The sequence below is a fragment of the Lentzea sp. HUAS TT2 genome (genome assembly GCF_051853195.1).
Lineage (GTDB): Bacteria > Actinomycetota > Actinomycetes > Mycobacteriales > Pseudonocardiaceae > Lentzea.
In genome coordinates this window covers 7,091,802-7,118,576 of sequence record NZ_CP196667.1, presented here as the reverse complement: position 1 = coordinate 7,118,576, position 26,775 = coordinate 7,091,802, and the positions used below count along the sequence as shown (strand labels likewise).

The following is a 26,775-nucleotide window of genomic DNA, read 5'->3' as shown; positions in this document are numbered from 1 at the left end:
GCTCCCCCTAATTCCTGTTCAGGTGTGCGATGAGGGCCTCTGCGGCTTCCCGGAAGCGGGATGCGACCCGTCGCACGGTCTCGGTGCGGTGCAAGTTGGTGCTGTGGTGCCATTCGACGAGAAGGGCTCCCTCGTCTGTGCGTTCGATCTCCAGGTGCAGCGCGTACGGACGCAGTCCGCGGCTGGTGCTCTCGCCGCACAGGTCACCCGGTAGTTCGTCGACGATGAGGCCCCTGACCTCGTCGTCGTTCACGGCGGCGTCCACGCCGCCCGTGAAGTTGATGTTGATCTGCCGGTCGGGTGCGGCGCGCAGGCGGAGCACCTGCGGGTCCTCGGCCGTCAGGTGGCGCAGTGCGCCGTAGCCGACTCCGTGCCGTGGCACGGATTTCAGGCTCTCGCTGGCCGCCGCGACCACTCCGGCGGCGTCTGCGAGGTCGTCGTGCTGGAGCACCAGCGGGTGTACCGAGGTGAACCAGCCGACCGTGCGCGACAGGTCCGTGCCCGGTGCGAGGCTTTCGCGGCCGTGGTGTTCGAGGTCGACGACGACGGTGTCGGTGCCGGCCCACTCCCCCAGCGTCTGCAGCAACGCGGCCAGGACCACGTCGAGGACCTTCGCGTTCGGCAGCCCCGCGGCGCCGACCGTGACCTCCTCGACGGCGGCGGACTCCTCGGTGTTCGCGCCCGTGGCGTCGACCGGCAGCGTGAACGCGGTCTCCGCCCGCTCCAGCCAGTACGGCAGCTCGTCGCGGACCTCGGCGCTGTCCGCGAAGGTCACGACCGACTCGGCCCACCGGCGGAACGACGTCGTCCGCGCCCCGAGGGGTTCGCCCTGGTAGGCCGCGTCGAGGTCCTCCAGCAGGATGTTCCACGACACGCCGTCGACGACCAGGTGGTGCACGACGAGGCCGAGCCACGACGGTTCGTCGCCGCGGTCGAACAGCACGGCGGCCACGAGCGGGCCGTCCGCGAGGTCCAGCGAGCGTTGCAGCGCCTCCATGTGCTCCTGGACGTCACCTTGGACGACCGTGAACGTCGCGGCCTCGCCCGGCTCGGCGATGTGCTGGTGCCAGCCGTCGGGACCGTGGTGCAGGCGGGTGCGCAGGGCGTCGTGATGGCTCACGAGGGTGTTCAGCGCGGCGGCGAGCCTGCCTGCGTCGACGTCCGGTGCCAGTGCGAAGAGTCCGGACCAGTTCCAGTGGTTCCGGTCGTCGATGGTGGCCTTGGTGAACCACCGCTGGATGGGCGTGAGCGGCACCGGTCCGGTGACCGGGCCCTCCTCGACCAGCACCGGGGCGGTGGCCACGGCGGCCAGCTCGGCGATCGTCTGGTGGGTGAACAGGTCCGCCACCGCGAGGCCGAAACCCGCGGCACGGGCGCGCGCCACCACCTGCAGGCAGGCGATCGAGTCGCCGCCCAGGTCGAAGAAGTTGTCGTGCAGGCCGACCCGCTCGGCACCCAGCAGCTTCGCCCAGATGCCCGCGAGCGCCTGTTCCGCGTCGGTGCGCGGGGCGGCGTACGCGCCCTCGGTCTCCGGCGCGACCGGTTCGGGCAGGGCCCGGCGGTCGAGCTTTCCGTTGGACGTCAGGGGAAGCGCGTCGAGTTCCACGAACGCCGACGGCACCAGGTAGTCCGGCAGCCGTTCGCGCAGGTACGACCGCAGCTCGGCCGTGTCCGCGCTCGTGACCACGTAGGCCACCAGTCGCTTGCCGGTTCCCGACGAAGTGGCCACGACGGCCGCGGCTCGCACGTCCTCGTGGGCACCCAGCAGCGCCTCGACCTCGCCGGGCTCGACCCGGAAACCCCGGATCTTGACCTGCTCGTCGGCCCTGCCGAGGAAGTCCAGCGTGCCGTCCGAACGCCAGCGCGCCCGGTCACCGGTGCGGTACAGGCGTTCCCCGGATCCCGTGGGGTCGGGGACGAACCGTTCCGCGGTGAGATCCGCGCGACCGACGTAACCCCGCGCCACACCAGGACCGCCGACGAACAGCTCGCCCGCCACACCGGGTGGCACGACCTGCAGCCACGGGTCGAGGACGTAGGCCCTCATGCCCGCGAACGGCCTGCCGATGGGCACCTGCGCGCCGATGTCGCCGAGCGGGTGGACGGTGCAGGTCATGGTGGTCTCGGTGGGCCCGTAGGCGTTCACGATGCGCAGGTCCGGCCGGCGTTCGCGGGCCGTGCGGGCGTGCTGGGCCTGCAGGGCGTCACCGCCGACCACGAGCAGCCGCAGGCCGTCGAGGACGTCGGGCGAGGTCTCGACCAGCTGGTGGAACAGGCCGGTGGTGAGCAGCGAGGCGGTGATGTCGTTCTCGCGCAGGAACTTGCCGACGTCCATCCGTTCGGCGAGGTCCGCGGGGCCGACGACGAGGGTGGCGCCGTTGAGCAGCGCCAGCCAGATCTCGAACGCGCCGGTGTCGAAGCCGATGCCCGCGAGGTGCGAGACGACGTCGCCGGGTTCGACGCGGACTGCGGGGTCGGTGCAGACCCTGGCCACGCCCTCGTGGGTCAGCGACACGCCCTTGGGCTCGCCGGTGGAGCCAGAGGTGAAGAGAACGTAGAGCTCGCTGGCGGAATCGCCGACCACGGGCAGCAACGCCTGGGCATGGTCGAAGACGCGCGCACTGGGACCGTCGGGAGAAGCCTCTACCCCGCTGACGTCGAGCACCCGCACCCGCGGGATGTCGAGAGGCCACTCCCCTGCAGTGACAACGAGTCCGACCCCGGCCGTGCCGACCATCTGGGCGAGCCGCGCGGTGCCCTGAGCGGGGTCCAATGGCACGTAGCTACCGCCCGCGCCGATCACCCCGAGCATGGCGACGATCAGTTCGGCGCCGCGGTCCAGGTGCAGCCCGACCCTCACGCCTGCACCAACACCGTTGGCGCGCAACCACTCCGCGAAACCGGCAGCCCTGCGGTCGAGCTGCGCGAACGTGAGCTCGGTGCCCCCACGCAGCGCCAACCGGTCCGGGTGGGCCACGACCTGACGCCCGAACAAGGCGCCCAGGTGAGCGGCCGGCATCTCACGCGGCTCCGACGAGCTCCACCCGAGCACCTCGGTGCGCTGGGCGGCGTCGAGCAGGGCGATCTCCCGCACGGACGTGCCGGGCAGCGCAGCGACAGTGGTGAGGATGCGTTCGAGCTGGTCCAGCAGCGCCTCGACGGTGGCGTCGTCGAACGCGCCCGTGGAGTACTCGCACAGCAGGGCCAGCTGACCGTCGACGTCGACGACGAGCTTGAGCGGGTAGCGCCCCTGCTCCAGCAACGCGGGTGAGTCGAACTCGTCCGCGTCGTCACCGTCGTCGCCGTCGTCGAACCCGCCGGGCAGGTTCTGGACCGCGACGATGCTCTCGAACAGCCTCGGCACCCCAGCCACCCGCTGGATGTCGACCAGCGGTGAGTGCTCGAACCGCTGCGCCGCAACCTGTCCTTCCTGGACGGTCCGCAGCCACTCGTCGAACGGGGTGCGGTCGCCGGGGACCTTGATCCGCACCGGCAGCGTGTTGATGAACAGTCCGACGATGGACTCGACGCCGGCCAGTTCGGCCGGGCGTCCCGAGACGGTGAGGCCGAAGACGACGTCGTCGTCACCGCTGTGCGACGCCAGCAGCAACGCCCACGCGGCCTGCACGACGGCGCTGATCGTGACGCGTTCGCGCCGGGCGAGTCCTTCCAGCGCAAGGGCGACGCTCTCGGGCAGTTCGCGGTGGCGCCTGCCCTGCTCCCAGTGCACGCGGGTGGTGCGGTCGACCGGCAGTGCCGTGGGCGAGGTGAACCCGTCGAGATACTCGCGCCAGAAGTCGTCGGCGGACGGCTGTTCCTGCAGCCAGGCGATGTAGTCGCGGTAGGGCCGAACCGGCGGCAGCGACTGGCCGCGGTAGGCCGCGAACACCTCGTCCCAGACCAGCGGGATGCTCCAGCCGTCGAGGTACAGGTGGTGGAACGTGAACACGACCCACTGGCGGTCGCCCCGGTCGGCCACGTACACCCGCAGCAACGGCGCGGTCGTCACGTCGAACCCGCGGCGCTGGTCGGCTTCCAACAGGTCGTCCAGCGCGGCACCGGGATCGGCGACGTTCGTCCAGTCGAGCACCTCGAACGGCACGTCGACCCCACCGATGACGGCCTGCAGCGGTTCCTCGACGCCTTCCCACACGAACGCGCTGCGCAACGCGGGATGGCGGCCGACGACCGTGCGCCAGGCCTCCCGCAGCGCGGCTGCGTCGAGTGGTCCGCGCAGCTCGCGCACGTCCTGCGCCCAGTACACGGCGGTGTCGGCGGGCGCTTCCAGGACGTGGAAGAGCATGCCCTGCTGCATGGGAGACAGCGGATACGCGTCGACCACGCCCGGTACGCGGGCCCGCAACGGTTCCAGGTTGGCCAGCGGCTTCGCGGTGACCGCCGAGGCGGTGGCGACGCCCGTGTGGGCGGCGATCTGCTGGATGGTCTGGTGCGTGAAGATGTCGGCGATCTTCAGCTCCAGGCCTGCCTCCCGGGCCCTGGCCACGATCTTGAGGCTGACGATCGAGTCGCCGCCCAGTTCGAAGTAGTTGTCGTGGACGCCGACGCGGTCGACGCCGAGCACCTCCGACCACACGGCGGCGAGCGCGCGTTCGACGTCGGTGCTGGGTGCCTCGTGGCTCGCGGAGTCCGGCGCTTCCGGCAGGGGCAACGCGCGCTTGTCGAGCTTTCCGTTGCTGTTCAACGGCAGCTCGTCCAACGGAACGATCGCTGACGGCACCAGGAACTCGGGCAGCCGTTCGCCGAGGAACGCGCGCAGGTCCGCCGGGTCGGCGGTGCCCACGACGTAGGCGACGAGCCGCTTGCCCTGCGGCAGCTCACGGACGACCACGGCGGCGTTGGCGACGTCCGGGTGGCCGACCAGCACGTGCTCGACCTCGCCCGGCTCGACCCGGAACCCGCGGATCTTCACCTGGTCGTCGGTGCGCCCGACGAAGTCGACCGCGCCGTCCGAACCCCAGCGCACCAGGTCACCGGTGCGGTACATCCGCGCACCCGGCACGTACGGGTCGGCGACGAACCGTTCCGCGGCCAGGTCGGCTCGCCCGGCGTAACCACGCGCCAGGCCGGTTCCGCCGATGTACAGCTCTCCAGGCACACCGACCGGCGTCGGCTGGAGCCAGCGGTCCAGCACGTAGAAGCGCAAGCCGCGCAAGGCATCGCCGATCGGCACGGTGGCCGGCCCGAGCCGTCCGGTGTGCATGTCGTGGAACGACGCGTACACAGTGGACTCAGTCGGCCCGTACATGTTGTAGATCGCCACGGCGGGGTTGGCGTCGAGGACCTTGCGCGCCTGGATCGGCGACATCCCCTCACCACCGGCGAGCACCTTGCGGTGCCCGGAGAACACCCCGGGATCGGTGTCCGCCAGCTGGTGGAACAGACCCGTGGTCATGAACGACAACGTCACGCCGTGCGTCGCGTAGAACGTGGCGACGTCCAGTCGCTCGGCCAGGTTCGCGGGAGCCACGGCGAGCGTCGCGCCACTCAGCAACGCCGTCCAGATCTCCCAGGTCGACGCGTCGAACGACACCGCGGCCATGTGCGCCACGACATCGCCGGGACGGGCCGCCACCGCCGGGTCGAGCACGACCCGGACGACGCCCTCTTCGGTGACCTCCACACCCTTGGGCACACCGGTCGAGCCCGAGGTGAACATCGTGTAGACCAGGCGTTCAGGCGCAGCAACGAGTTCGAACGATTCAGCCGCCCCGGTCACCAGCTCCGCGAACTCCACAACGCGCGGACCGTCCAGGGCGTAGTCGCCACGGGACACAACAAGTTCAACCCCGGCGGCAGTCTGCACATCACGCAACCGGCCATGCGGCAGCGCGGGATCAAGCGGCACATACGCGCCACCCGCCTGCACCACACCAAGAATGGCGACCACGAGATCCGCGGACCGTTCGAACCACAGCCCGACCCGCGTCTCCGCACGAACACTGGCGGCACGCAGCCCTGACGCCACGCGAGCGACCTGCTCACCCAGTTCGGCGTAGGTCATCTCACGATCGCCGTCACGAACGGCCACCTCGTCGGCGAACTGCACCACGGCCGACCGGAAGCGCTCGGTCAGGCCGATGAACGGCTCGTCCACCGCAGGCCCGACGCCCCACCCGGTCACGGGCGCGGGAGTCATCTCGCGCACGGCGGCAACAGGCTGACGTGCGGCGGCGGTGAGCACCTCGGCCAGCTGCCCGAGCAGACGCTCCACAGTGGACGCGTCGAACGCGCCGGTGGAGAAGTTGGCCTCGACCTTCAGAGCCGCCTCGAGGTCGACGGCGAGGATCATCGGGTAGTGCATCTGCTCGACCGAGTCGGTCGAGGCGAACAGCTCCTCCGGGTCCTCCTCGCCCTCCTCCGGCGCCTCGCCCTGCGGGTAGTTGCCGAAGACGAGCATGCTGTCGAACAGGCCACCGGTGGCCACGCGCTGGATGTCGGCGAGCGGGGTGTGCTCGTGCCGCTGCACGGCGACCTGGTTCTCCTGCAGCTCACCGAGCCAGTCCGCGAACGAGCGCTCCCACGCCACCTTCACCCGCACGGGCAGGGTGTTGATGAACAGGCCGACGATCGACTCCACCCCGGGCAGGTCGGCGGGACGCCCGGACACGGTCAGGCCGAACACGACGTCGTCCTCGCCCGAGTAGGCCGACAGCAGCACGGCCCACGCCGCCTGCACGACCGTCGACAGGGTGACCCGCCGATCGCGGGCCAGCGAGACGAGTGCGGTCGTGACGTCGCGGGGCAGCGCCAGTTCGCGCCGGTCCTGGGCCCAGTGCTCGCGCACCACGCGGTCCACCGGCAACGGCGTCGCGGAGTCGAACCCGGCGAGGTACTCGCGCCAGAACACCTCGGCCTCGGCGGAGTCGCGCTGGGCCAGCCACGCGATGAAGTCGCGGTAGGGCCGCACCGGAGGCAGCGACTCGCCCTGATAGGCGGCGGTGACCTCGTCCCACAGCAGCGGGATGCTCCAGCCGTCGGCGTAGAGGTGGTGGAACGCCAGCAGGATCCAGTGGCGGCCGCGGCCCTGGGCGACGTGCACGCGCAACAGTGGTGCGGTGGCTAGGTCGCAACCGCGAGCGCGGTCGTCGGCCAGCAACTGCTCGACGGCGGCGTCGGGATCGACCACGTCAGACCAGTCGTGCACCTCGAACGGCACCTCGACGTCGCTCACGACGACCTGGAGCGGTTCGCGCACACCCGACCAGACGAAGCCGGTGCGCAACGCGGGATGCCGGTCGAGCACCAGCTGCCAGGCCGCGCGCATGGCGCCGACGTCGAGGTCGCCGGTCAGCTCCCGCACGTCCTGCGTCCAGTAGACGCCGCTGTCCGGCGACTCGACGGCGTGGAAGAGCATGCCCTGCTGCAACGGCGACAACGGGTAGGCGTCGGTCAGTCCGGGCGTGCGGGCGACCAGGGCGTCCACAGAGGACTGGTCGAGCGCGGCCAGCGGAACGTCGGACGGCGTCAGGCCGTGCGCGCCGGACCGGCAGTGCTCGACGATGCCGGCGAGCGCGGCCACGTAGGCCTCGGCCAGTCGTTCGACCGTCGAACGCAGGTGCAGGTTGGTGCTGTACTGCAGCTCCACGGCCAGGGTTCCGTCGGCGGCCTGGACGACCTCGACGCCGAGCACGTGCGAACGCAGGCCGCCGTCACCTTCGGCGGGACCGCACAGCTCCTCGGAGAGCTCGCGGGCGAACAGGCCCACGGCCTCGTCCTCGGCGGCGTCGACACCACCGAGGTAGTTGAAGACGACCGGGCGTGCCAGGGCGTTGCGGAGCTGTTCGTCCCGCTCGCGCAGCACGGTGTAGCCGACGCCGCGGCGTGGGACGGCCCGCAGCTGTTCCTTGACGCCCTTGATGACGCCGGCGACGTCGTCGAGATCGTCGTGGTGCAGCCCGACGGGGTGGATCGCGGTGAACCAGCCGACCGTGCGGCTGAGGTCGATGCCGTCGGCGATCGCCTCGCGGCCGTGGCTCTCCAGGTCGATCGCGGCGGCACCGGTGCCGGTCCACCGTCCGAGGACCTGGAGCAGCGCGGCGAGGAGCAACTCGTGGCCCTGGGTGCGGTAGGCGCGGTGGGCCTGGGTGAGCAGCACCGAGGTGCGGCTCGCGTCGAGGGCGACGCGCACGGACTCGGTCGAGTCCTCGGTGTTCGGGCCGTCGAGGTCGGTCGGCACGGGCGTCGCCGTCCGCACGACGTCACGCCACCAGGGCAGCTCGTCGCTCGGGTCGAACGCCTCCAGCGCGGCGGCCCACTCCTGGTACGAGGTGGTCTTCGGCGCGAGCGCACCGGCGGAGTACGCGGTGTCGAGGTCTTCCAGCAGCACGTTCCACGAGACCGCGTCCACGACGTAGTGGTGCACGGTGAGGCCGAACCACGCCGGCTGGTCGCCGCGATCCACGTACACGGCCCGCAGCAACGGGCCGTCGGTGAGGCTCAGCGACGTCTGCGCGGTGGTCATGGCCGCGGTGACGGCCTCGTCCAGCGCCGGGCCGTCGAGGTCCGTCCTGAGCACGGTGACGAGCTCGGCGGTCTCGGCGGGCGCGTTCTCCTGGGTGTCGCCGTTCAGCCGCAGCCGCAGGGCGTCGTGGTGGGCGACGACGGTGCCGAGCGCGGCCCGCATCGTGTCCGCGTCCGTCCCCGGTGCCAGCTCGAACATGCCGGACCAGTTGAAGTGGTCGCGTTGCGGCAGGTCCTCGCGCAGGAACCAGCTCTGGATGGGCGTGAACGCCACGGGTCCGCTGACGGTGCCCTGGTCGACCGAGCTGGGCTCGGACGTGCCGGCGCGGGCCGCGAGCTCGTGGACGGTCTGGTACGTGAAGAGGTCGGCGATCTCCAGGCGCAGTCCGGCGGCGCGGGACCGCGAGACGATCTGGAGGCTGACGATCGAGTCGCCGCCCAGTTCGAAGAAGTTGTCGTGGACGCCGACCCGTTCGACGCCGAGGACCTGCGACCACACCTCGGCGAGCGCGCGTTCGGCATCGGTGCTGGGCGGCTCGTACGCGGACGTGCTCTCGGGTGCGCCGGGGTCGGGCAGCGCGCGCACGTCGAGCTTTCCGTTGCTGTTCAACGGCAGCTCGTCGAGCAGCACGATCGCGGACGGCACCAGGAACTCGGGCAGACGTTCGGCGAGGAAGCGCCGGAGGTCCGCCTGCTCCGCGGTGGTCACGACGTAGGCGATCAGGCGCCTGTCGTTGACGATCACGGCGGCGTTCGCGACGTCCGGATGGCCGACGAGCACGTGCTCGACCTCGCCCGGCTCGACCCGGAACCCGCGGATCTTCACCTGGTTGTCCGTGCGCCCGACGAAGTCGACGGCGCCGTCGGCACCCCAGCGCACGAGGTCACCGGTGCGGTACATCCGCGCGCCGGGCACGTACGGGTCGGCGACGAACCGTTCCGCGGCCAGATCCGCCCGGCCCGCGTAACCACGCGCCAGACCTGTTCCACCGATGTACAGCTCTCCCGGCACACCGACCGGCGTCGGCTGGAGCCAGCGGTCCAGCACGTAGAAACGCAGGCCCCGCAACGCCGTGCCGATCGGGACCGACGACGGCCCGAGGCGTCCGGTGTGCATGTCGTGGAACGACGCGTACACAGTGGACTCGGTCGGCCCGTACATGTTGTAGATCGCCACGGCGGGGTTCGCGTCGAGCACCTTGCGCGCTTGCAGAGGCGACATCGCCTCACCGCCGGCAAGAACCTTGCGGTGTCCCGAGAACACGCGAGGATCGGTGTCCGCCAGCTGGTGGAACAGACCCGTGGTCATGAACGACAACGTCACGCCGTGCTCGGTGAAGAGCTTGGCGACGTCCAGCCGTTCGGCCAGGTTCGCGGACGCCACGACGAGCGTGGCACCGCTCAGCAACGCCGTCCAGATCTCCCAGGTCGACGCGTCGAACGACACCGCCGCCATGTGCGCGACCACGTCACCGGGAACAGCGGTCACCGCGGGGTCGAGGACGACCCGCACGACACCTTCCTCGGTGACCTCCACGCCCTTCGGCACGCCGGTCGAGCCCGACGTGAACATCGTGTAGACCAGACGTTCCGGCGTGGCAACGAGTTCCAGCTGCTCAACCGCTCCGGTCACCAGCTCCGCGAACTCCACAACGCGCGGACCGTCCAAGGCGTAGTCGCCACGGGACACCACAAGCTCGACCCCGGCGGCGGTCTGCACGTCACGCAACCGGCCGTGCGGCAACGCGGGATCCAGCGGCACATACGTCCCGCCCGCCTGCGTCACAGCGAGGATCGCGACGACCAGATCGGCCGATCGCTCGAACCACAGCCCGACCCGCGTCTCCTCGACGACACCGGCGGCGCGCAGGCCGGACGCGACCCGCGCCACCCGCTCACCCAGCTCGGCGTACGTCAGCTCACGCGCACCGTCCCGAACGGCCACCTGGCCGCCGAACTCGGTGACCGCCGACCGGAACCGCTCGGCCAAGCCGGCGAACGGCTCGTCGAACGCGGGACCGGCGCCCAGTTCGGCCGGCTCCGGCGTCACCTCGCGCACGAGCTGATCGGGACGGGCGACGGCCGAGGCGAGCAGGGCCTCCAGCTGACCGAGCAGCCGGTCGACCGTGGCCTCGTCGAACGCGCCGGTGGAGAACTCGGCCTCGATCTTGAGGGTGTCCTCCAGGTCGACGGCGAACGCGATCGGGTAGTTGACCTGCTCGATGGAGTCGAGGGCACCGAAGCGGTCCTCGTCGCCGTCGCTCTCTTCGTCCTCTTCGGACAGAAGTGCCTGCGGGTAGTTGCCGAACACCACGATGCTGTCGAAGACACCGCTGCCCCGCGGAAGGTCCGACCACCGCTTGATGTCCGAGAGCGCGGTGAACTCGTAGCGCTGGACCGCGATCTGGTTGGCCTGCAGCTCTCCCAGCCAGTCGGCGAACGAAAGCTCCCACGACACGCGTACGCGCACCGGCAGGGTGTTGATGAAGACGCCCACCATCGACTCGACGCCGGGCAGGTCGGCGGGGCGCCCGGACACGGTGAGGCCGTAGACGATCTCGTCGTCACCCGAGTAGGCGGACAGCAGCAGTGCCCACGCCGCCTGGATCACCGTGGACGGCGTGACGCGCTTGCGCCGGGCGAGTTCCATGATCGAGGTGGTGAGGTCCAGCGGCAGCTCGGCGCGGCGCCGGCCCTGGGCCCAGTGGTCGCGGACCGAGTGGTCGACGGGCAGCGCCGTCGGGGCGTCGAAACCGGCCAGGTAGTCGCGCCAGAACGCCTCCGCCTCCGCGCGGTCGCGCTTGCCGAGCCAGGCGATGAAGTCCCGGTAGGGGCGCACGGGTTCGAGGTCGGGGGTCGTGCCGCGGCACAGGGCGTCGTAGGTGGCGCCGACCTCTTCGAGGACGACGGGCACGCTCCAGCCGTCGCACAGGCCGGAGTACAGCGCCCACACCATGCGGTGATGGCTGGTGCCGTCGTTGATGACGTGCACGCGCATGAGCGGCGGCTTGGTGAGGTCGAAGCCACGGGCGCGGTCGTGGGTGAGCAGCTCGTCGAGCGCGGCCTGCTGGTCGGTCACGGCGGTCCAGTCGTGCACCTCGAAAGGCACCTGGAGATCACCCATGACGACCTGCAGCGGTTCAGGCACGCCCTCCCAGACGAAACCGGTGCGCAACACGGCGTGGCGCGCGACGACCAGTTCCCAGGCACGTCGCATGGCGTCGATGTCGAGCACACCGTCGAACTCGTAAAGCCCCTGCGCCCAGTAGACGCCCTTGTCCGATTGCGCCTCCAGGACGTGGAACAGCATGCCCTGCTGAACAGGCGCCAACGGATACATATCTTCGATCACAGATACGCCCCTCCCCTGGAGCCATTTTTACACAATCTTCATATACGTGGTCAAGCGATTCCCGCCGACCAGTCATAGAACATTCGCATGAGAGTCATTCATTGTTGACATGCGAATTAAAAAGGGCACGCCGAATAGAATCACCCATCACCGCGTAATTCATTCCCCCAGATGCGCAGACCCCAGTGCGCTGGATGCCCCCGAGCTTGTCTTGATCACCCTCCCATCTGCTTGAGCACGGCGGCGAGACTCGCTTGATCGATGTTGGCCAGCGGGAAGTCGGACGGCGTCACGCCGCCGGCACCCGACTGGCAGTGCTCGACCAGCTCGCGCAGCACGTCCACGTACCGGGTGGCGAGCCTCCGCACGGTCGCCTCCCGGTGCACGTTGGTGCTGAAATACCACTCCACGAGCAGACGACCGTCGGCCGTCTGCTCGGCTTCGATGTGCAGAAGGTGCGAACGGTTCCCCTGTTCGTTCTCCGTCGGCCCGCACAGATCCGCGGAAAGTTCTTCGCGAATCAATCCAACGGAGTCGTCACCGGCTGCGTCAAACGCTCCAAGGTAGTTGAACAAAACGGGCCGCGCAGGAGCTTGGACCAAACTCTCGTCCCGTTCCAGATAGCGGAGGATCCCGTAGCCGACACCGCGGCGCGGCACGGTGCGCAGCTGCTCCTTGACCGTCTTGATCAGCTCGCCGTTGTCGCCGAAGCGCTGGTGCCGCAGGCGCACCGGGAAGATCGACGTGAACCACCCGACGGTGCGGGACAGGTCGACACCGTCGGCAATCGCCTCGCGGCCGTGGCTCTCGAGGTCGATCGTGACGTCGCCGGTGCCCGCCCACTCGCCCAGGGTCTTGACCAGTGCGGCGAGCAGCAGGTCGTTGATCTGCGTGCGGTACGCCTTGTGGGCCTCGCCCAGCAGCACCTCGGTGGACTTCGCGTCGAGCCAGGTGCGCACGGTCTCGGCCGACGCCTCGGTGTTGGCACCCCGGCTGTCGACGGGCAGCGCGGTGACCCGTTCGGTCTGCGCCGCCCAGTGCGCGCGTTCGGCTGACGGGTCGTCGGCGTGCAGCACCTCGGCCCACTGCTGGAACGACGTCGTCTTCGGCCCGAGCAGTCCGCCCTGGTAGGCGGTGTCCAGATCCTCCAGCAACACGTTCCACGCCACGCCGTCCATGACGAAGTGGTGCGCGGTGAGCCCGAGCCAGGCCGGTCGCGCGCCGCGGTCGAAGTAGAGCGCGGCCACCAGCGGACCGTCCGCCAGGCGCAACGACATCTGCGCCTCGGTCATGTGCGCGACGACCTCGTCGTCGTCCCCGGCCGTGACGACGCGCATGACCTGGGCCAGTTCACCGTCGTTGTCCTGCACCCACGTGTCCCCGTCCTGGCGGAACCTGATGCGCAGGGCGTCGTGATGGGCGATGACGGCGTCGATCGCCCGCGCCAGCCTCTCGGGATCGGTGCCGGCGGCGAGCTCGAACACACCGGACCAGTTCCAGTGGTCGCGGTCGGGGATCTCCTGCTCGACGAACCAGTGCTGGATCGGCGTGAGCGGCACGGGACCGGTGACGACACCCTGCTCCGCCAGCATGGCGGTGGGGGTGTCCCGCACGACAGGGGCCAGTTCGGCGATGGTCTGGTGGGCGAACACGTCCGCCACGTCCACACCCAGACCAGCGGCACGGGTGCGTGCCACGATCTGCAGACTCAGGATCGAGTCGCCGCCGAGCTCGAAGAAGTTGTCGTGCACCCCAACGCGTTCGAGGCCCAGGACCTGCGCCCACACCTCCGCCAGCACGTCCTCGACGGACGTCCTGGGTGCCTCGAAGACCTCGGCCGTCGTCTCCGGCTCCGGATCGGGCAACCCCTTGCGGTCGACCTTTCCGTTGGGAGTCAGCGGAATGCTCTCGAGCGCCACGAACACCGACGGCACCAGGTAGTCCGGTACCCGCCCGCGCAGCCACGCCCGCAGGTCCTTCGCGCTGAACTCGCCTTCGGCCACGACGTAAGCGACGAGCCGCTTGCCTCCGTGCGGGCCGCCATCGCGTGCCACCACGACGACATCACGCACGTCGGGGTGATCGCCGATGACGACCTCGACCTCGCCGGGCTCGACCCGGTAACCGCGGATCTTGACCTGCTCGTCGACGCGGCCGAGGAACTCGATCGTGCCGTCCGCACGCCACCGGGCCCGGTCACCGGTGCGGTACAACCGGCCACCGGCACCGAACACGTCGGGCACGAACCGTTCCGCGGTCAGGTCCGGGCGCTTCACGTAGCCGCGCGCCACACCCGGACCGCCGACCAGCAGCTCACCCGGGATGCCGACCGGGGCCGGACGCATCGTGTCGTCGACGATGACGGCACGGGCTCCGGCCAGTGGGGTGCCGACCGGCACCACGGCCTGCGGGTGGTCCTCGCCGACCGGGTGGAAGATCGAGTCGATCGCCGCCTCGGTCACGCCGAACACGTTGCCCGGCACCGCGTTCGGCGCTACCTCGGCCACCGCGGTGGTGAGCGCGTCGTGCGTCCACATGTCCGTACCGGAGATCACCAACCGCAGACTGTCGATGGCACCAGCCGTCCGGCAGTGCGCCGCCAGATCACGCAGCAGCATGCCCGGCACGATCTCGGCGATCGCCACACCGTCACCGGAAAGCGTGCTGTGCAACGACTCCACGGACACGTGCTCGTCATGCGGCAGGAACACCACGGTCTGCCCGAACGCCAACGCCCGAGTCATGTCACCGATCGACACGTCGAACCCAGGCCCGGACATCGACAACACCGTGCCGGGCCCGCCCAGCTCGGCGAGTCCGTCACGCCATCCCGCCACGTACGACGAGAGCGCGCCGTGGGTCACCGCCACTCCCTTCGGCCGCCCGGTCGAGCCTGACGTGTAAGCGATGTACGCCAACGCCTCCGGGTCGATCCGCACCGGCGCCCCGTCGGCGACCGTGCCGTCCAGTACGAGCACCTCACCGGCGAACCCGGCCAGCTCGCCCGCGAGACCCGCGGTGGTGACGGCCGCGACCACTCCGGCGTCCGCCAGCAGGAACGCGAGACGTTCCTGCGGCAGCCCGGGGTTGATCGGCACGTACACGCCACCGCTGCGCAGCACGCCCTGGAAGGCGATCGCCAGCTCGATCCCGCGCGGCACCAGCACCGCCACCGGCGACTCCACGGTGACGCCCGCGCTCCGAAGCCGTGTGGCCAGGCCTGCCGACCGTGCGTCCAGCTCGGCGAACGTCAGACTCTGGTCGCCGCACTTCGCGGCCAAGCCGGCGGTCCAGCCTTGGATCAGCTCGGGTACCGGCCGTTCGGCGGCCGGCACTACCGTCTCCCCCTGCGCCACCAGCGACGCGGCCTGTTCCGGACGCTGCAACGGCAGGTCGGCGACGGCCAGTCCCGGCTCTTCGGCGACGGCGGTGAGGACGACGACGAGCTGGTCGAGAACACGTTCGACCGTCGCGCCGTCGAAGGCCGCCGTGGAGAACTCGGCCTCGATCTTGAGCGTCTTCTCCAGGTCGACCGCGAACGTGAGCGGGTAGTTGCCCTGCTCCACGGACTCGACCGCGTCGGCCCACTCCTCGCCGCTGTCGGCGGGTGCTTCCTCCTGCGGGTAGTTGCCGAACACGACGATGCTGTCGAACAGCCCGCGGCCGTGCGGCACCGCCGACCACCGCTGCACGTCCACCAACGGCGTGAACTCGAACCGTTGCAGCGCAACCTGGTTGTCCCGCAGCTCGTGCAACCACGACGCGAACGGCGTCCGGCCGGGGACCACGGCGCGCACGGGCAGCGTGTTGATGAACAACCCGACGATCGACTCGACGCCGGCCAGTTCGGCCGGACGACCCGACACGGTCAGGCCGAACACCACGTCGTCCTCACCCGAGCTCGCGGACAGGACCTTGGCCCACGCCGCCTGCACGACCGTCGACAACGTGACGCGCTCGCGCCTCGCCAGCTCGACGAGCCTGGCGGTGACGTTCTCTTCGAGGTGAGTGCGCCGCCGGTCCTGTGCGTAGTGGCTCGCGGCCAAGCGGTCCACCGGCAGCGCGGTAGGCGCCTCGAAACCGTCGAGGTAGATCCGCCAGAACCCTTCCGTGGCAGCGGGATCACGCTGACCGAGCCACGCGATGTAGTCGCGGTACGGACGCACCGGCGCCAACGCTTGTCCCTGGTAGGCGATGGACACCTCGTCCATAACGACAGGCAGACTCCACCCGTCGCAAAGACCCTGGTAGAGACCCCACACCAGCCAGTTCTGCCCGTTGCCCCGGTCGACCAGGTACAGGCGCGTCAACGGCGGCCTGGCCAGGTCGAACCCGAGCGCACGGTCCTCGACCAGCAGCTCCTGCAACCGCTCCTGCTGGGTCGCCTCGTCGAGACCCGACCAGTCATGGCTGGCCAACGGCACGTCGACCTCGGCCAGCACGATCTGGACCGGCTCGCTGACGCCCTCCCACACGAACCCGCTGCGCAGCGAGGCGTGCCGGGCGATCACCTGCCGCCACGCACCGGCCAGCCGTTCGACGTCGATCGGCCCGGCCAGGTCGTAGACGCCCTGACCCCAGTAGAGCCCGTCCCCTTCGTCCGGGGCGCCGACGACGCCGAACAACATGCCGGACTGCACCGGTGCCAGCCGGTGCACGTCCACCAGTGACGGACTGCGCCCGGCGAGCCCGTCGACCTCGTCCTGGGTGAGGGTGGCCAGCGGGAAGTCCGACGGCGTGAACCCGCCGACGGCCGACCGGCAGTGCGCGACCAGCTCACGCAACGCCTCGACGTACCGGGCCGCGACCCGTTCGATCGTGGCGGTGTCGTGGTTGTTCGTGGAGTGGAACCACTCGATGGACAGCCGGCCGTCGGCGGTCTGCTGCACTTCGAGCTGCAGCAGGTGCGACCGGGTCCCGCCCTCGCCCTCACTCGGGCCGGCGAGGTCGCCGTCCAACTCACGCCTGATCAAGCCGGCCGAGTCTTCGTTGCCGTCGTACGCGCCGAGGTAGTTGAACAGCACAGGCCGATCCGGCGCGCCGGCCAGTTCGTCCCGCAGCCACCGCAGGACGCCGTAGCCAACACCACGACGCGGAACGGCACGGAGCTCTTCCTTGACTGCCTTGATCGCAGCAGCCGAATCACCCTGGTTCGTCAGGCGAACGGGGAAGATCGACGTGAACCAGCCGACCGTGCGCGACAGATCCGCACCTTCACGGCCGTGGCTTTCCAAGTCGATCGTGACGTGGTCGCTGTCGGCCCACTCGCCGAGGGCCTGGGCGAGAGCGGTCAGCAGCAGGTCGTTGCCCTGTGTCCGGTAGGCCTTGTGCGCGTCACCGAGCAATGCCGCCGTCGTCTCGGCATCCAGCCACGACTGCACGATCGACTCGGCCGCGTCCACGTTCGGTCCGCCGGCATCGGCCGGCAGCGTGACCACGTCCGCAGTCGCCTTGGTCCAATGCTCACGTTCGCTGGCGGCATCGTCGTCCTCCAGCTGCAAAGCCCACTGCTGGAACGACGTCGTCTTGGGCGCCAACTCGCCACCCTGGTAAGCGGTGTCGAGGTCCTCCAGCAGGATGTTCCACGACACTCCGTCCATCACCAGGTGATGCACGGTCAGGCCGAGCCACGCAGGCTCCGAACCACGATCGAAGAACACCGCAGCCACCAGCGGACCATCGGCCAGCCGCAACGACTTCTGCGCCACGGTCATCTCCGCGACCACATCATCGCCACCCACGCGCAGGAACCCGGTCTCCACCGGCGCGTTGAACTGGCCCTCCGGCGTGAACCGGATCCGCAAAGCATCGTGATGCGCCACAACAACATCGAGCGCCCGGCCCAGGCGATCAGGATCGGTACCCGGTGCCAGCTCGAACATCCCGGACCAGTTCCAGTGGTCCCGATCAGGAATGTCCTGCGCCAGGAACCAGTGCTGGATCGGCGTGAACGGCACCGCTCCGGTGACCACACCCTGCTCGGCCAACGACACCGCCGGAGCGTCACGCACCGCCGACGCCAACTCGGCCACCGACTGATGCGCGAACACGTCCGCGACGTCGATGCCAAGTCCGGCGGCACGAACCCGAGCCACGATCTGCAGGCTCAGGATCGAGTCGCCACCGAGCTCGAAGAAGTTGTCGTGCACGCCAACACGTTCAACACCGAGCACTCCGCTCCACACCGCGGCGAGGATCTCCTCGGCAGCGGTCCGGGGCGCGACGTACAGCTCACCGACCGACTCGGGTTCCGGATCAGGCAGTCCGCGACGATCAACCTTGCCGTTCGGCGTCAGCGGCAACCGATCCAGCGCCACGAACACCGACGGCACCAGGTAATCGGGCACCCGCTCCCGCAGCCAGGCGCGCAGGACGGACCCGCTGAACTCACCCTCGGCCACGACGTACGCGACGAGACGCTTGCCGCCGTGAGGCCCACCATCTCGTGCCACCACAACGACATCACGCACGTCCGGGTGGTCACCGATGACGACCTCGACCTCACCGGGCTCGACCCGGTACCCGCGGATCTTCACCTGCTCATCGACACGACCCAGGAACTCGATCGTGCCATCCGCGCGCCACCGCGCCCGGTCACCGGTGCGGTAGAGCCGGCTACCGGCCGCACCGGGCACGAACCGCTCCGCAGTCAGATCCGGACGACCCACATACCCCTGGGCCACACCAGGACCACCGACCAACAGCTCACCCGGAACACCCACCGGCGCCGGACGGAACGACCCGTCCACCACAAAGGCCTGCGCACCGGCCAACGGAGTGCCGATCGGCACCACGGAAGCCGGGTGATCCTCGCCGACCGGGTGGAAGATCGAGTCGATCGCAGCCTCGGTCACACCGAAAACGTTGCCCGGCACCGCGTTCGGCGCCACCTCGGCCACCGCGGTCGTCAAAGCCTCGTGCGTCCACATGTCCGTACCGGAGATGACCAGCCGCAGGCTGTCGATGGCACCAGCCGTCCGGCAGTGCGCCGCCAGGTCGCGCAGCAGCATGCCCGGCACGATCTCCGCGATCGCCACGTCGTGTGCACGCAGCGTGTGGTGCAACGACTCGACTGACACATGCTCGTCGTGTGGCAGGAAGACCACGGTCTGCCCGAACGCCAACGCACGGGTCATGTCACCGATCGACACGTCGAACCCGGGCCCGGACATCGACAGCACCGCACCCGGACCGCCCAGACCCGCAAGCCCAGCACGCCATCCCGCCACATAGGCCGAGAGTGCGCCATGGGTCACGGCCACACCCTTCGGGCGACCCGTCGAGCCAGAGGTGTAGGCCACGTACGCCAACGCACTGGGCTCGATGCGAACCGGCAGCGCGTCGAAAACCGGCGACGCGTCGTCCATCACCAGCACCTCACCGGTGAACCCGGCCAGTTCCTCGGTCGTCACGGCGACAACGGCACCGACGTCGGCCAGCAGGAACGCGAGACGGTCGGCCGGCAGGCCGGGGTTGATCGGTACGTACACACCACCGGCGCGCAGCACACCCTGGAAGGCGACCGCGAGGTCGATCCCCCGCGGCACCAGCACGGCGACCGGCGACCCGACCACCACACCGGCCCGTTGGAGGCGGGCGGCCAGAGCATCGGCGCGAGCACCCAGTTCGGCGAACGTGAGCCGTTCGTCCCCGCAGATCACCGCGACCTCGGACGAGGCCCAGCCGGCGATCAGATCCGGCACCGGCAACTCGGCCATGGGCGGAATCGTGCTCCCCCACCCGACGATCTCGGCGGCCTGTTCCGGGCGGTGCAACGGAATGTCCCGCACCCGCACACCCGGCCGCCGCGCCACCGCGGTCAGCACGACCACCAACTGATCCAGGATCCGCTCGACCGTCACCGCGTCGAACGCGGCCGTGGAGAACTCCGCCTCGATCTTGAGCGTGGCCTCCAGGTCGACCGCGAAGGTCAGCGGGTAGTTGCCCTGCTCCACCGACTCGGTGGCCTGCAACCAGTCCTCACCCAGGTCCTCCGGCAGCTCCTCCTGCGGGTAGTTGCCGAACACCACGATCGAGTCGAACAACGCCCGGCCGTGCGGCACCGCCGACCAGCGCTGCACATCCACCAACGGCGTGAACTCGAACCTTTGCAACGCAACCTGGTTGTCCCGCAGCTCGTGCAGCCACGAGGTGAACGGGACGTCGTCGGGTACGACCGTCCGGACCGGCAGCGTGTTGATGAACAACCCGACCATCGACTCGACCCCGGCCAGCTCGGCCGGACGACCCGACACGGTCAGGCCGAACACCACGTCGTCCTCGCCGGAGGTGTCCGCGAGGACCTTGGCCCACCCGGCCTGCACGACCGTCGACAACGTGACGCGTTCACGACGCGCCAGCGCCACCAGTTCGGCGGTCACGCTTTCGTCCAGGTGCGTGCGCCGGCGGTCCTGTGCGTAGTGGCTCGCGGCCAGCCGATCCGCGGGCAACGGCGTCGGCGCCTCGAAACCACCCAGGTACTCGCGCCAGAACGCTTCCGGCGCAGCGGGGTCACGCCCGTCGAGCCACGCCACGAAGTCCCGGTAGGGCCGGGTCGGTTCGAGGGTGCTGCCCTGGTAGGCGGCGGACACCTCGTCCATCACGACCGGCAGGCTCCACCCGTCGCACAAACCCTGGTACAGGCCCCAGACGAGCCAGTTCTGCCCGTCGCCGCGGTCCACGACGTAGAGCCGCATCAACGGCGGTCGCGCCAGGTCGAAGCCGAGCGCACGGTCTTCGGCCAGCAACTCCTGCAGCCGAACCTGTTGTGCCGCCTCGTCGAGACCCGACCAGTCGTGGGTCGTCAACGGCACGTCGACGTCGCCGAGCACCACCTGAACCGGCTCCGTCACGCCTTCCCAGACGAAGCCACTCCGCAGGGACGCGTGCCGGGCGATCACCGCACGCCACGCCGCCGCGAACCGCTCCACGTCGATCGGGCCGGCCAGGTCGTAGACGCTCTGTCCCCAGTAGAGGCCGTCGACAGGAGAGCCCACGACACCGAACAACATGCCCGACTGCACCGGAGCCAACCGGTACACGTCCACCAGCTGGTAGCGCTCCGCAAGCCGGTCGACCTCGGACTGCTCCAGTGATGCCAGCGGGAAGTCCGACGGTGTGAACCCGCTGGCCGACCGGCAGTGCTCAGCCAGCTGGCGCAACGCTTCGACGTACCGGGCCGCAACCCGTTCGATCGTGGCGGTGTCATGCCGGTTGGCCGAGTGGAACCACTCGATCGACAAACGGCCGTCAGCGGTCTGCTGCACTTCGAGCTGCAGCAGGTGCGACCGCGTCCCACCCTCGCCCTCACTCGGCCCGGCAAGATCGCCGTCCAGCTCACGACGGATCAACCCGGCCGAATCGTCGTTGCCGTCATGCGCGCCGAGGTAGTTGAACAGCACCGGACGGTCCGGCACGTCAGCCAGTTGCAACGCGCCAAAGCCCACGCCGAGACGCGGAACGGCCCGCAACTCCTCCTTGACGGCCTTGATCGCCTTCGCCGGATCGTCCTCGCGCGTCAGCCGCACAGGGAAGATCGACGTGAACCACCCGACCGTGCGCGACAGGTCCACACCTTCACGGCCGTGGCTCTCCAGGTCGATCGTGACGTGGTCGCTGTCGGCCCACTCACCCAATGCCTGGGCCAGTGCGGTCAGCAGCAGGTCGTTGGCCTGCGTGCGATACGCCTTGTGCGCCTCACCGAGCAGAGTCGCCGTCGTCTCGGCATCGAGCCACGACTGCACGATCGACTCGGACGCATCCGTGTTCGGGCCGTCGCCGTCGGCAGGAAGCCCAGCGACGTCAGCGGTCGCAGCGATCCAATGATCGCGTTCACCCTCGTCTTCCCGCAGTTGCAGCGCCCACTGCTGGAACGAGGTCGTCTTGGGCGCCAGCGAACGGCCCTGGTAGGCGGTGTCGAGGTCCTCCAGCAGGATGTTCCAGGACACCCCGTCCATCACCAGGTGATGCACGGTCAACCCGAGCCACGCCGGCTGATCGCCACGGTCGAAGAAGACGGCGGCCAGCAACGGGCCATCGGCCAGCCGCAGCGACTTCTGCGCCGCAGTCATCTCCGCAACCACGTCGTCGCCACCCACACGCAGGAACCCGGTCTCCACCGGCGCGTTGAACTGGCTCTCCGGCGTGAACCGGATCCGCAAAGCATCGTGATGCGCCACAACAACATCAAGCGCCCGACCCAGCCGATCAGGATCGGTACCGGCTGCCAGCTCGAACATGCCCGACCAGTTCCAGTGGTCCCGGTTCGGGATGTCCTGCGCCAGGAACCACCTCTGAATCGGCGTGAACGGAATCGGCCCGGTGACCACACCCTGCTCGGCCAACGTCGGCGCAGGAACATCCCGAACGGCGAGTGCCAGCTCGGCAATGGTCTGGTGGGCGAACACGTCAGCCACGTCCACACCCAGACCGGCAGCACGCACCCGTGCCACGATCTGCAGACTCAGAATCGAGTCGCCACCGAGTTCGAAGAAGTTGTCGTGCACGCCGACGCGTTCCGCACCGAGCACCTGTGACCAGACGGCCGCCAGGGTTTCCTCGGCAGCGGTCCTCGGTGCGAGATACGTCTCGCCGGCCGTCTCGGGCTCAGGGTCGGGCAGACCACGGCGGTCGACCTTGCCGTTCGGCGTCAGCGGCAACCGATCCAGCGCCACGAACACCGACGGCACCAGGTAGTCCGGCACCCGCTCCCGCAACCACGACCGCAGAACCGAACCGCTGAACTCACCCTCCGAGACCACGTAGGCGACCAACCGCTTACCGCCGTGCGGGCCGCCATCCCGTGCCACCACAACGACATCACGCACATCGGGGTGATCACCGATGACGACCTCGACCTCGCCGGGCTCGACCCGGTAACCACGGATCTTGACCTGCTCGTCGACCCGTCCGAGGAACTCGATCGTGCCATCCGCACGCCACCGAGCCCGGTCTCCGGTGCGGTACAACCGACCGCCGTCCGCAGCGGGTACGAAGCGTTCCGCCGTCAGATCCGGACGACCCACATACCCCTGAGCCACACCGGGACCACCGACCAGCAACTCACCCGGAACACCCACCGGAACCGGCCGCAACGACCCGTCCACCACGAACGCCTGAGCACCCGCCAAAGGCCGGCCGATCGGCACCACGGCGGCGGAGTGATCCTCGCCCACCGGGTGGAAGATCGAGTCGATGGCCGCCTCGGTCACACCGAAAACGTTGCCCGGCACCGCATTCGGCGCCACCTCGGCCACAGCCGACGTCAACGCGTCATGCGTCCACATGTCCGTACCGGAGATGACCAGACGCAGGCTCTCCACGGGCCCGGCAGTGCGGCAGTGCGCCGCCAGGTCGCGCAGGAGCATGCCCGGCACGATCTCCGCGACCTCGACCGAGTGCTCGACCAAGGTGCGGTGCAGTGACTCCACCGTCACGTGCTCATCGTGAGGCAAGAACACAACCCGTTGACCGAACGCCAACGCCCGAGTCATGTCCCCGATCGACACGTCGAAACCGGGGCCTGACATGGACAACACCGCACCCGGACCACCCAGATCGGCAAGCCCGGCACGCCATCCCGCCACGTACGACGACAACGCGGCATGCGTCACCGCCACACCCTTGGGACGGCCAGTCGAGCCAGAGGTGTAAGCGATGTACGCCAACGCATTCGGTTCGGCCGGGGCAAGCTCGCCGGAGACCGCAGACCCGTCGTCCACCAGCAGCACTTCGCCGACGAACCCGTCCAACGCCGACGTCGTGACCGCGGCAACCACACCTGCATCGGCCAGCAAGAACGCCAGCCGTTCAGCAGGAAGCCCTGGATTGATCGGCACGTACACGCCACCAGAGCGCATCACGCCCTGGAACGCCACCGCCAACTCGATCCCACGCGGCACCATCACCGCAACCGGCGACCCCACCGTCACACCAGCCCGGCGCAGACGCACGGCCAGCGAATCAGCCCGAGCGTTCAACTCCAGGAACGTCAACTGCTCGTCGCCGCACACCACAGCGACATCCGACGAAGCCCACCCAGCGATCAGGTCCGGCACCGGCTGCTCGGCAACCGGTACTGGCGTCCTCCCCCACGCCACCAGCTCAGCCGCCTGCTCGGGGCGCTGCAAAGGAACGTCGCCGACCGCCAGCGAAGGCTGTTCCGCGACCGCGGTCAGCACGACCACCAACTGGTCGAGGATCCGCTCCACCGTCACCGCGTCGAACGCGGCCGTGGAGAACTCCGCCTCGATCTTGAGCGTGGCCTCCAGGTCGACCGCGAACGTGAGCGGGTAGTTGCCCTGCTCCACCGACTCGGTGGCCTGCACCCCGCCCAGGTCTTCCGGCATCTCCTCCTGGGGGAAGTTGCCGAACACCACGATCGAGTCGAACAACGCCCGGCCGTGCGGAACAGCCGACCAGCGCTGCACATCCACCAACGGCGTGTGCTCGAACCGTTGCAGCGCGACCTGGTTGTCCCGCAGCTCGGGCAGCCACTCGGCGAACGGCGTGCTGACCGGCACGGTCGCCCGCACCGGCAGCGTGTTGATGAACAGGCCGACCATCGACTCCACGCCGGCCAGGTCAGCCGGACGACCCGACACGGTCAGGCCGAACACCACGTCGTCCTCGCCCGACGACTCGGACAACACCTTCGCCCACGCGGCCTGCACGACCGTCGACAACGTGACGCGCTCACGACGCGCCAACGCCACCAGACCAGCCGTAACGCTCTCGCTCAGGTGTGTACGACGCCGGTCCTGGGCGTAGTGACTCGCGGCCAGGCGGTCCACCGGCAGTGCGGTGGGCGCCTCGAAACCGTCAAGGTAGGTCCGCCAGAACCCTTCCGTGGCAGCGGGATCACGCTGACCGAGCCACGCGATGTAGTCCCGGTACGGCCGCACCGGCGCCAAAGTCTGACGCTGGTAAGCAGCGGTCACCTCGTCCATCACGACGGGCAGACTCCACCCGTCGCAAAGACCCTGGTAGAGACCCCAAACCAGCCAGTTCTGCCCGTTGCCCCGGTCGACCAGGTAGAGCCGGAGGAGCGGCGGGTGGGCGAGATCGAACCCGAGCGCGCGGTCCTCGTCCAGCAACTCCTGCAACCGGACCTGCTGCGCGGCCTCGTCCAGCCCCGACCAGTCATGGGTCGTCAACGGCACATCGACCTTGGCCGCCACGACCTGCACCGGTTCGCTGACGCCCTCCCACACGAACCCACTGCGCAGCGGCGCGTGCCGGGCGATCACCTCACGCCAGGCCGCAGCCAGCCTCTCCACGTCGATCGGGCCAGCCAGGTCGTACACGTTCTGCGCCCAGTAGAGGCCGTCGACAGGAGAGCCCACGACACCGAACAACATTCCCGACTGCACCGGAGCCAACCGGTACACGTCTGCCAGCGCATAGCGCTCCGCCAGCAGGTCGACCTCCGGCTGGGTCAGCGAAGCCAGCGGGAAGTCCGACGGCGTGAACCCGCCGGCCGATCGGCAGTGCGCGACCAACTCGCCCAGCACCTCGACATAGCGAGCCGCAACCCGTTCGACGGTGGCGGTGTCGTGCACGTCGGCGGAGTGGAACCACTCGATCGACAACCGCCCATCGGCGCTCTGCTGGACTTCGAGCTGCAACAGGTGCGAGCGCGTCCCACCCTCACCCTCACTCGGCCCCGCCAGGTCGGCGGGAAGTTCCCGGCGGAGCAGCCCCGCCGAGTCGTCGGCGCTGTACGCCCCGAGGTAGTTGAACAGCACCGGCCGCTCCGGCACGTCAACCAGCTGCAACGCACCAAAGCCCACGCCAAGACGCGGAACGGCCCGCAACTCCTCCTTGACGGCCTTGATCGCCGCACCAGGCTCGTCGTGACTGCTCAGCCGCACCGGGAAGATCGACGTGAACCAGCCGACCGTGCGCGACAGGTCCGCACCCTCACGACCGTGGCTCTCCAGGTCGATCGTGACGTGATCACTACCGACCCACTCGCCCAGTGCCTTGGCGAGTGCGGTCAGCAGCAGGTCATTGCCCTGCGTCCGATATGCCTTGTGCGCATCGCCGAGCAGCGCTGCCGTCGTCTCAGCGTCCAGCCACGACTGCACGACAGCGCCGGACGCCTCGGAGTTCGGCCCGTGCCCGTCCACCGGGAGGACCGTGACGTCCGCCGTCGTGGCGGCCCAGTGGTCGCGCTCGTCCTCGGCGTCGATGGTCTGGAGCTGTTCGGCCCACGCCTTGAACGACGTCGTCTTGGGCGCCAGCGAACGGCCCTGGTAGGCGGTGTCGAGGTCCTCCAACAGGATGTCCCACGACACCCCGTCCATCACCAGGTGATGCACGGTCAGGCCGAGCCACGCAGGCTCCGAACCACGATCGAAGAACACCGCAGCCACCAGCGGACCATCGGCCAGCCGCAACGACTTCTGCGCCACGGTCATCTCCGCGACCACATCATCGCCACCCACACGCAGGAACCCGGTCTCCACCGGCGCGTTGAACTGGCCCTCCGGCGTGAACCGGATCCGCAAAGCATCGTGATGCGCCACAACAACATCAAGCGCCCGACTCAACCGATCAGGATCGGTACCGGGTGCCAACTCGAACATGCCCGACCAGTTCCAGTGGTCCCGATTCGGGATGTCCTGCGCCAGGAACCACCTCTGAATCGGCGTGAACGGCACCGGCCCCGTGACCACACCCTGCTCGGCCAACGATTCCGCCGGAGTGTCGCGCACGGCCAGAGCGAGCTCGGCAATCGTCTGGTGGGCGAACACGTCCGCCACGTCCACGCCCAGACCAGCGGCACGGATCCGGGCCACGATCTGCAGACTCAGGATCGAGTCGCCGCCCAGTTCGAAGAAGTTGTCCAGTACGCCAACACGTTCAGCGCCCAGCACACCACTCCACACCGCGGCGAGGGTCTCTTCAACAGGGGTCCGTGGCGCGACGTACGCCTCGCC

The 26,775-nt window shown here is 69.4% G+C and carries 2 protein-coding genes (1 of these 2 cut by a window edge); both read right to left on the bottom strand.

Features of this window, described 5'->3' with window-relative positions; genetic code table 11:
* Window positions 1-7 precede the first annotated feature (7 nt).
* Window positions 8-11,833 carry an amino acid adenylation domain-containing protein gene (locus ACSHWB_RS34045; protein ID WP_439657393.1) on the bottom strand — a complete coding sequence of 3,942 codons (11,826 nt, stop codon included), beginning with the start codon at window positions 11,831-11,833 and terminating at the stop codon, window positions 8-10.
* A 215-nt stretch (window positions 11,834-12,048) separates the two neighbouring features.
* Window positions 12,049-26,775, bottom strand: the 3' end of a protein-coding gene (locus tag ACSHWB_RS34040; protein WP_439657392.1) for a non-ribosomal peptide synthase/polyketide synthase. Its footprint extends 16,041 nt past the window's final position; the window shows 14,727 of its 30,768 coding nt (coding positions 16,042-30,768); the start codon falls outside the window, past its right edge; it ends in the stop codon at window positions 12,049-12,051.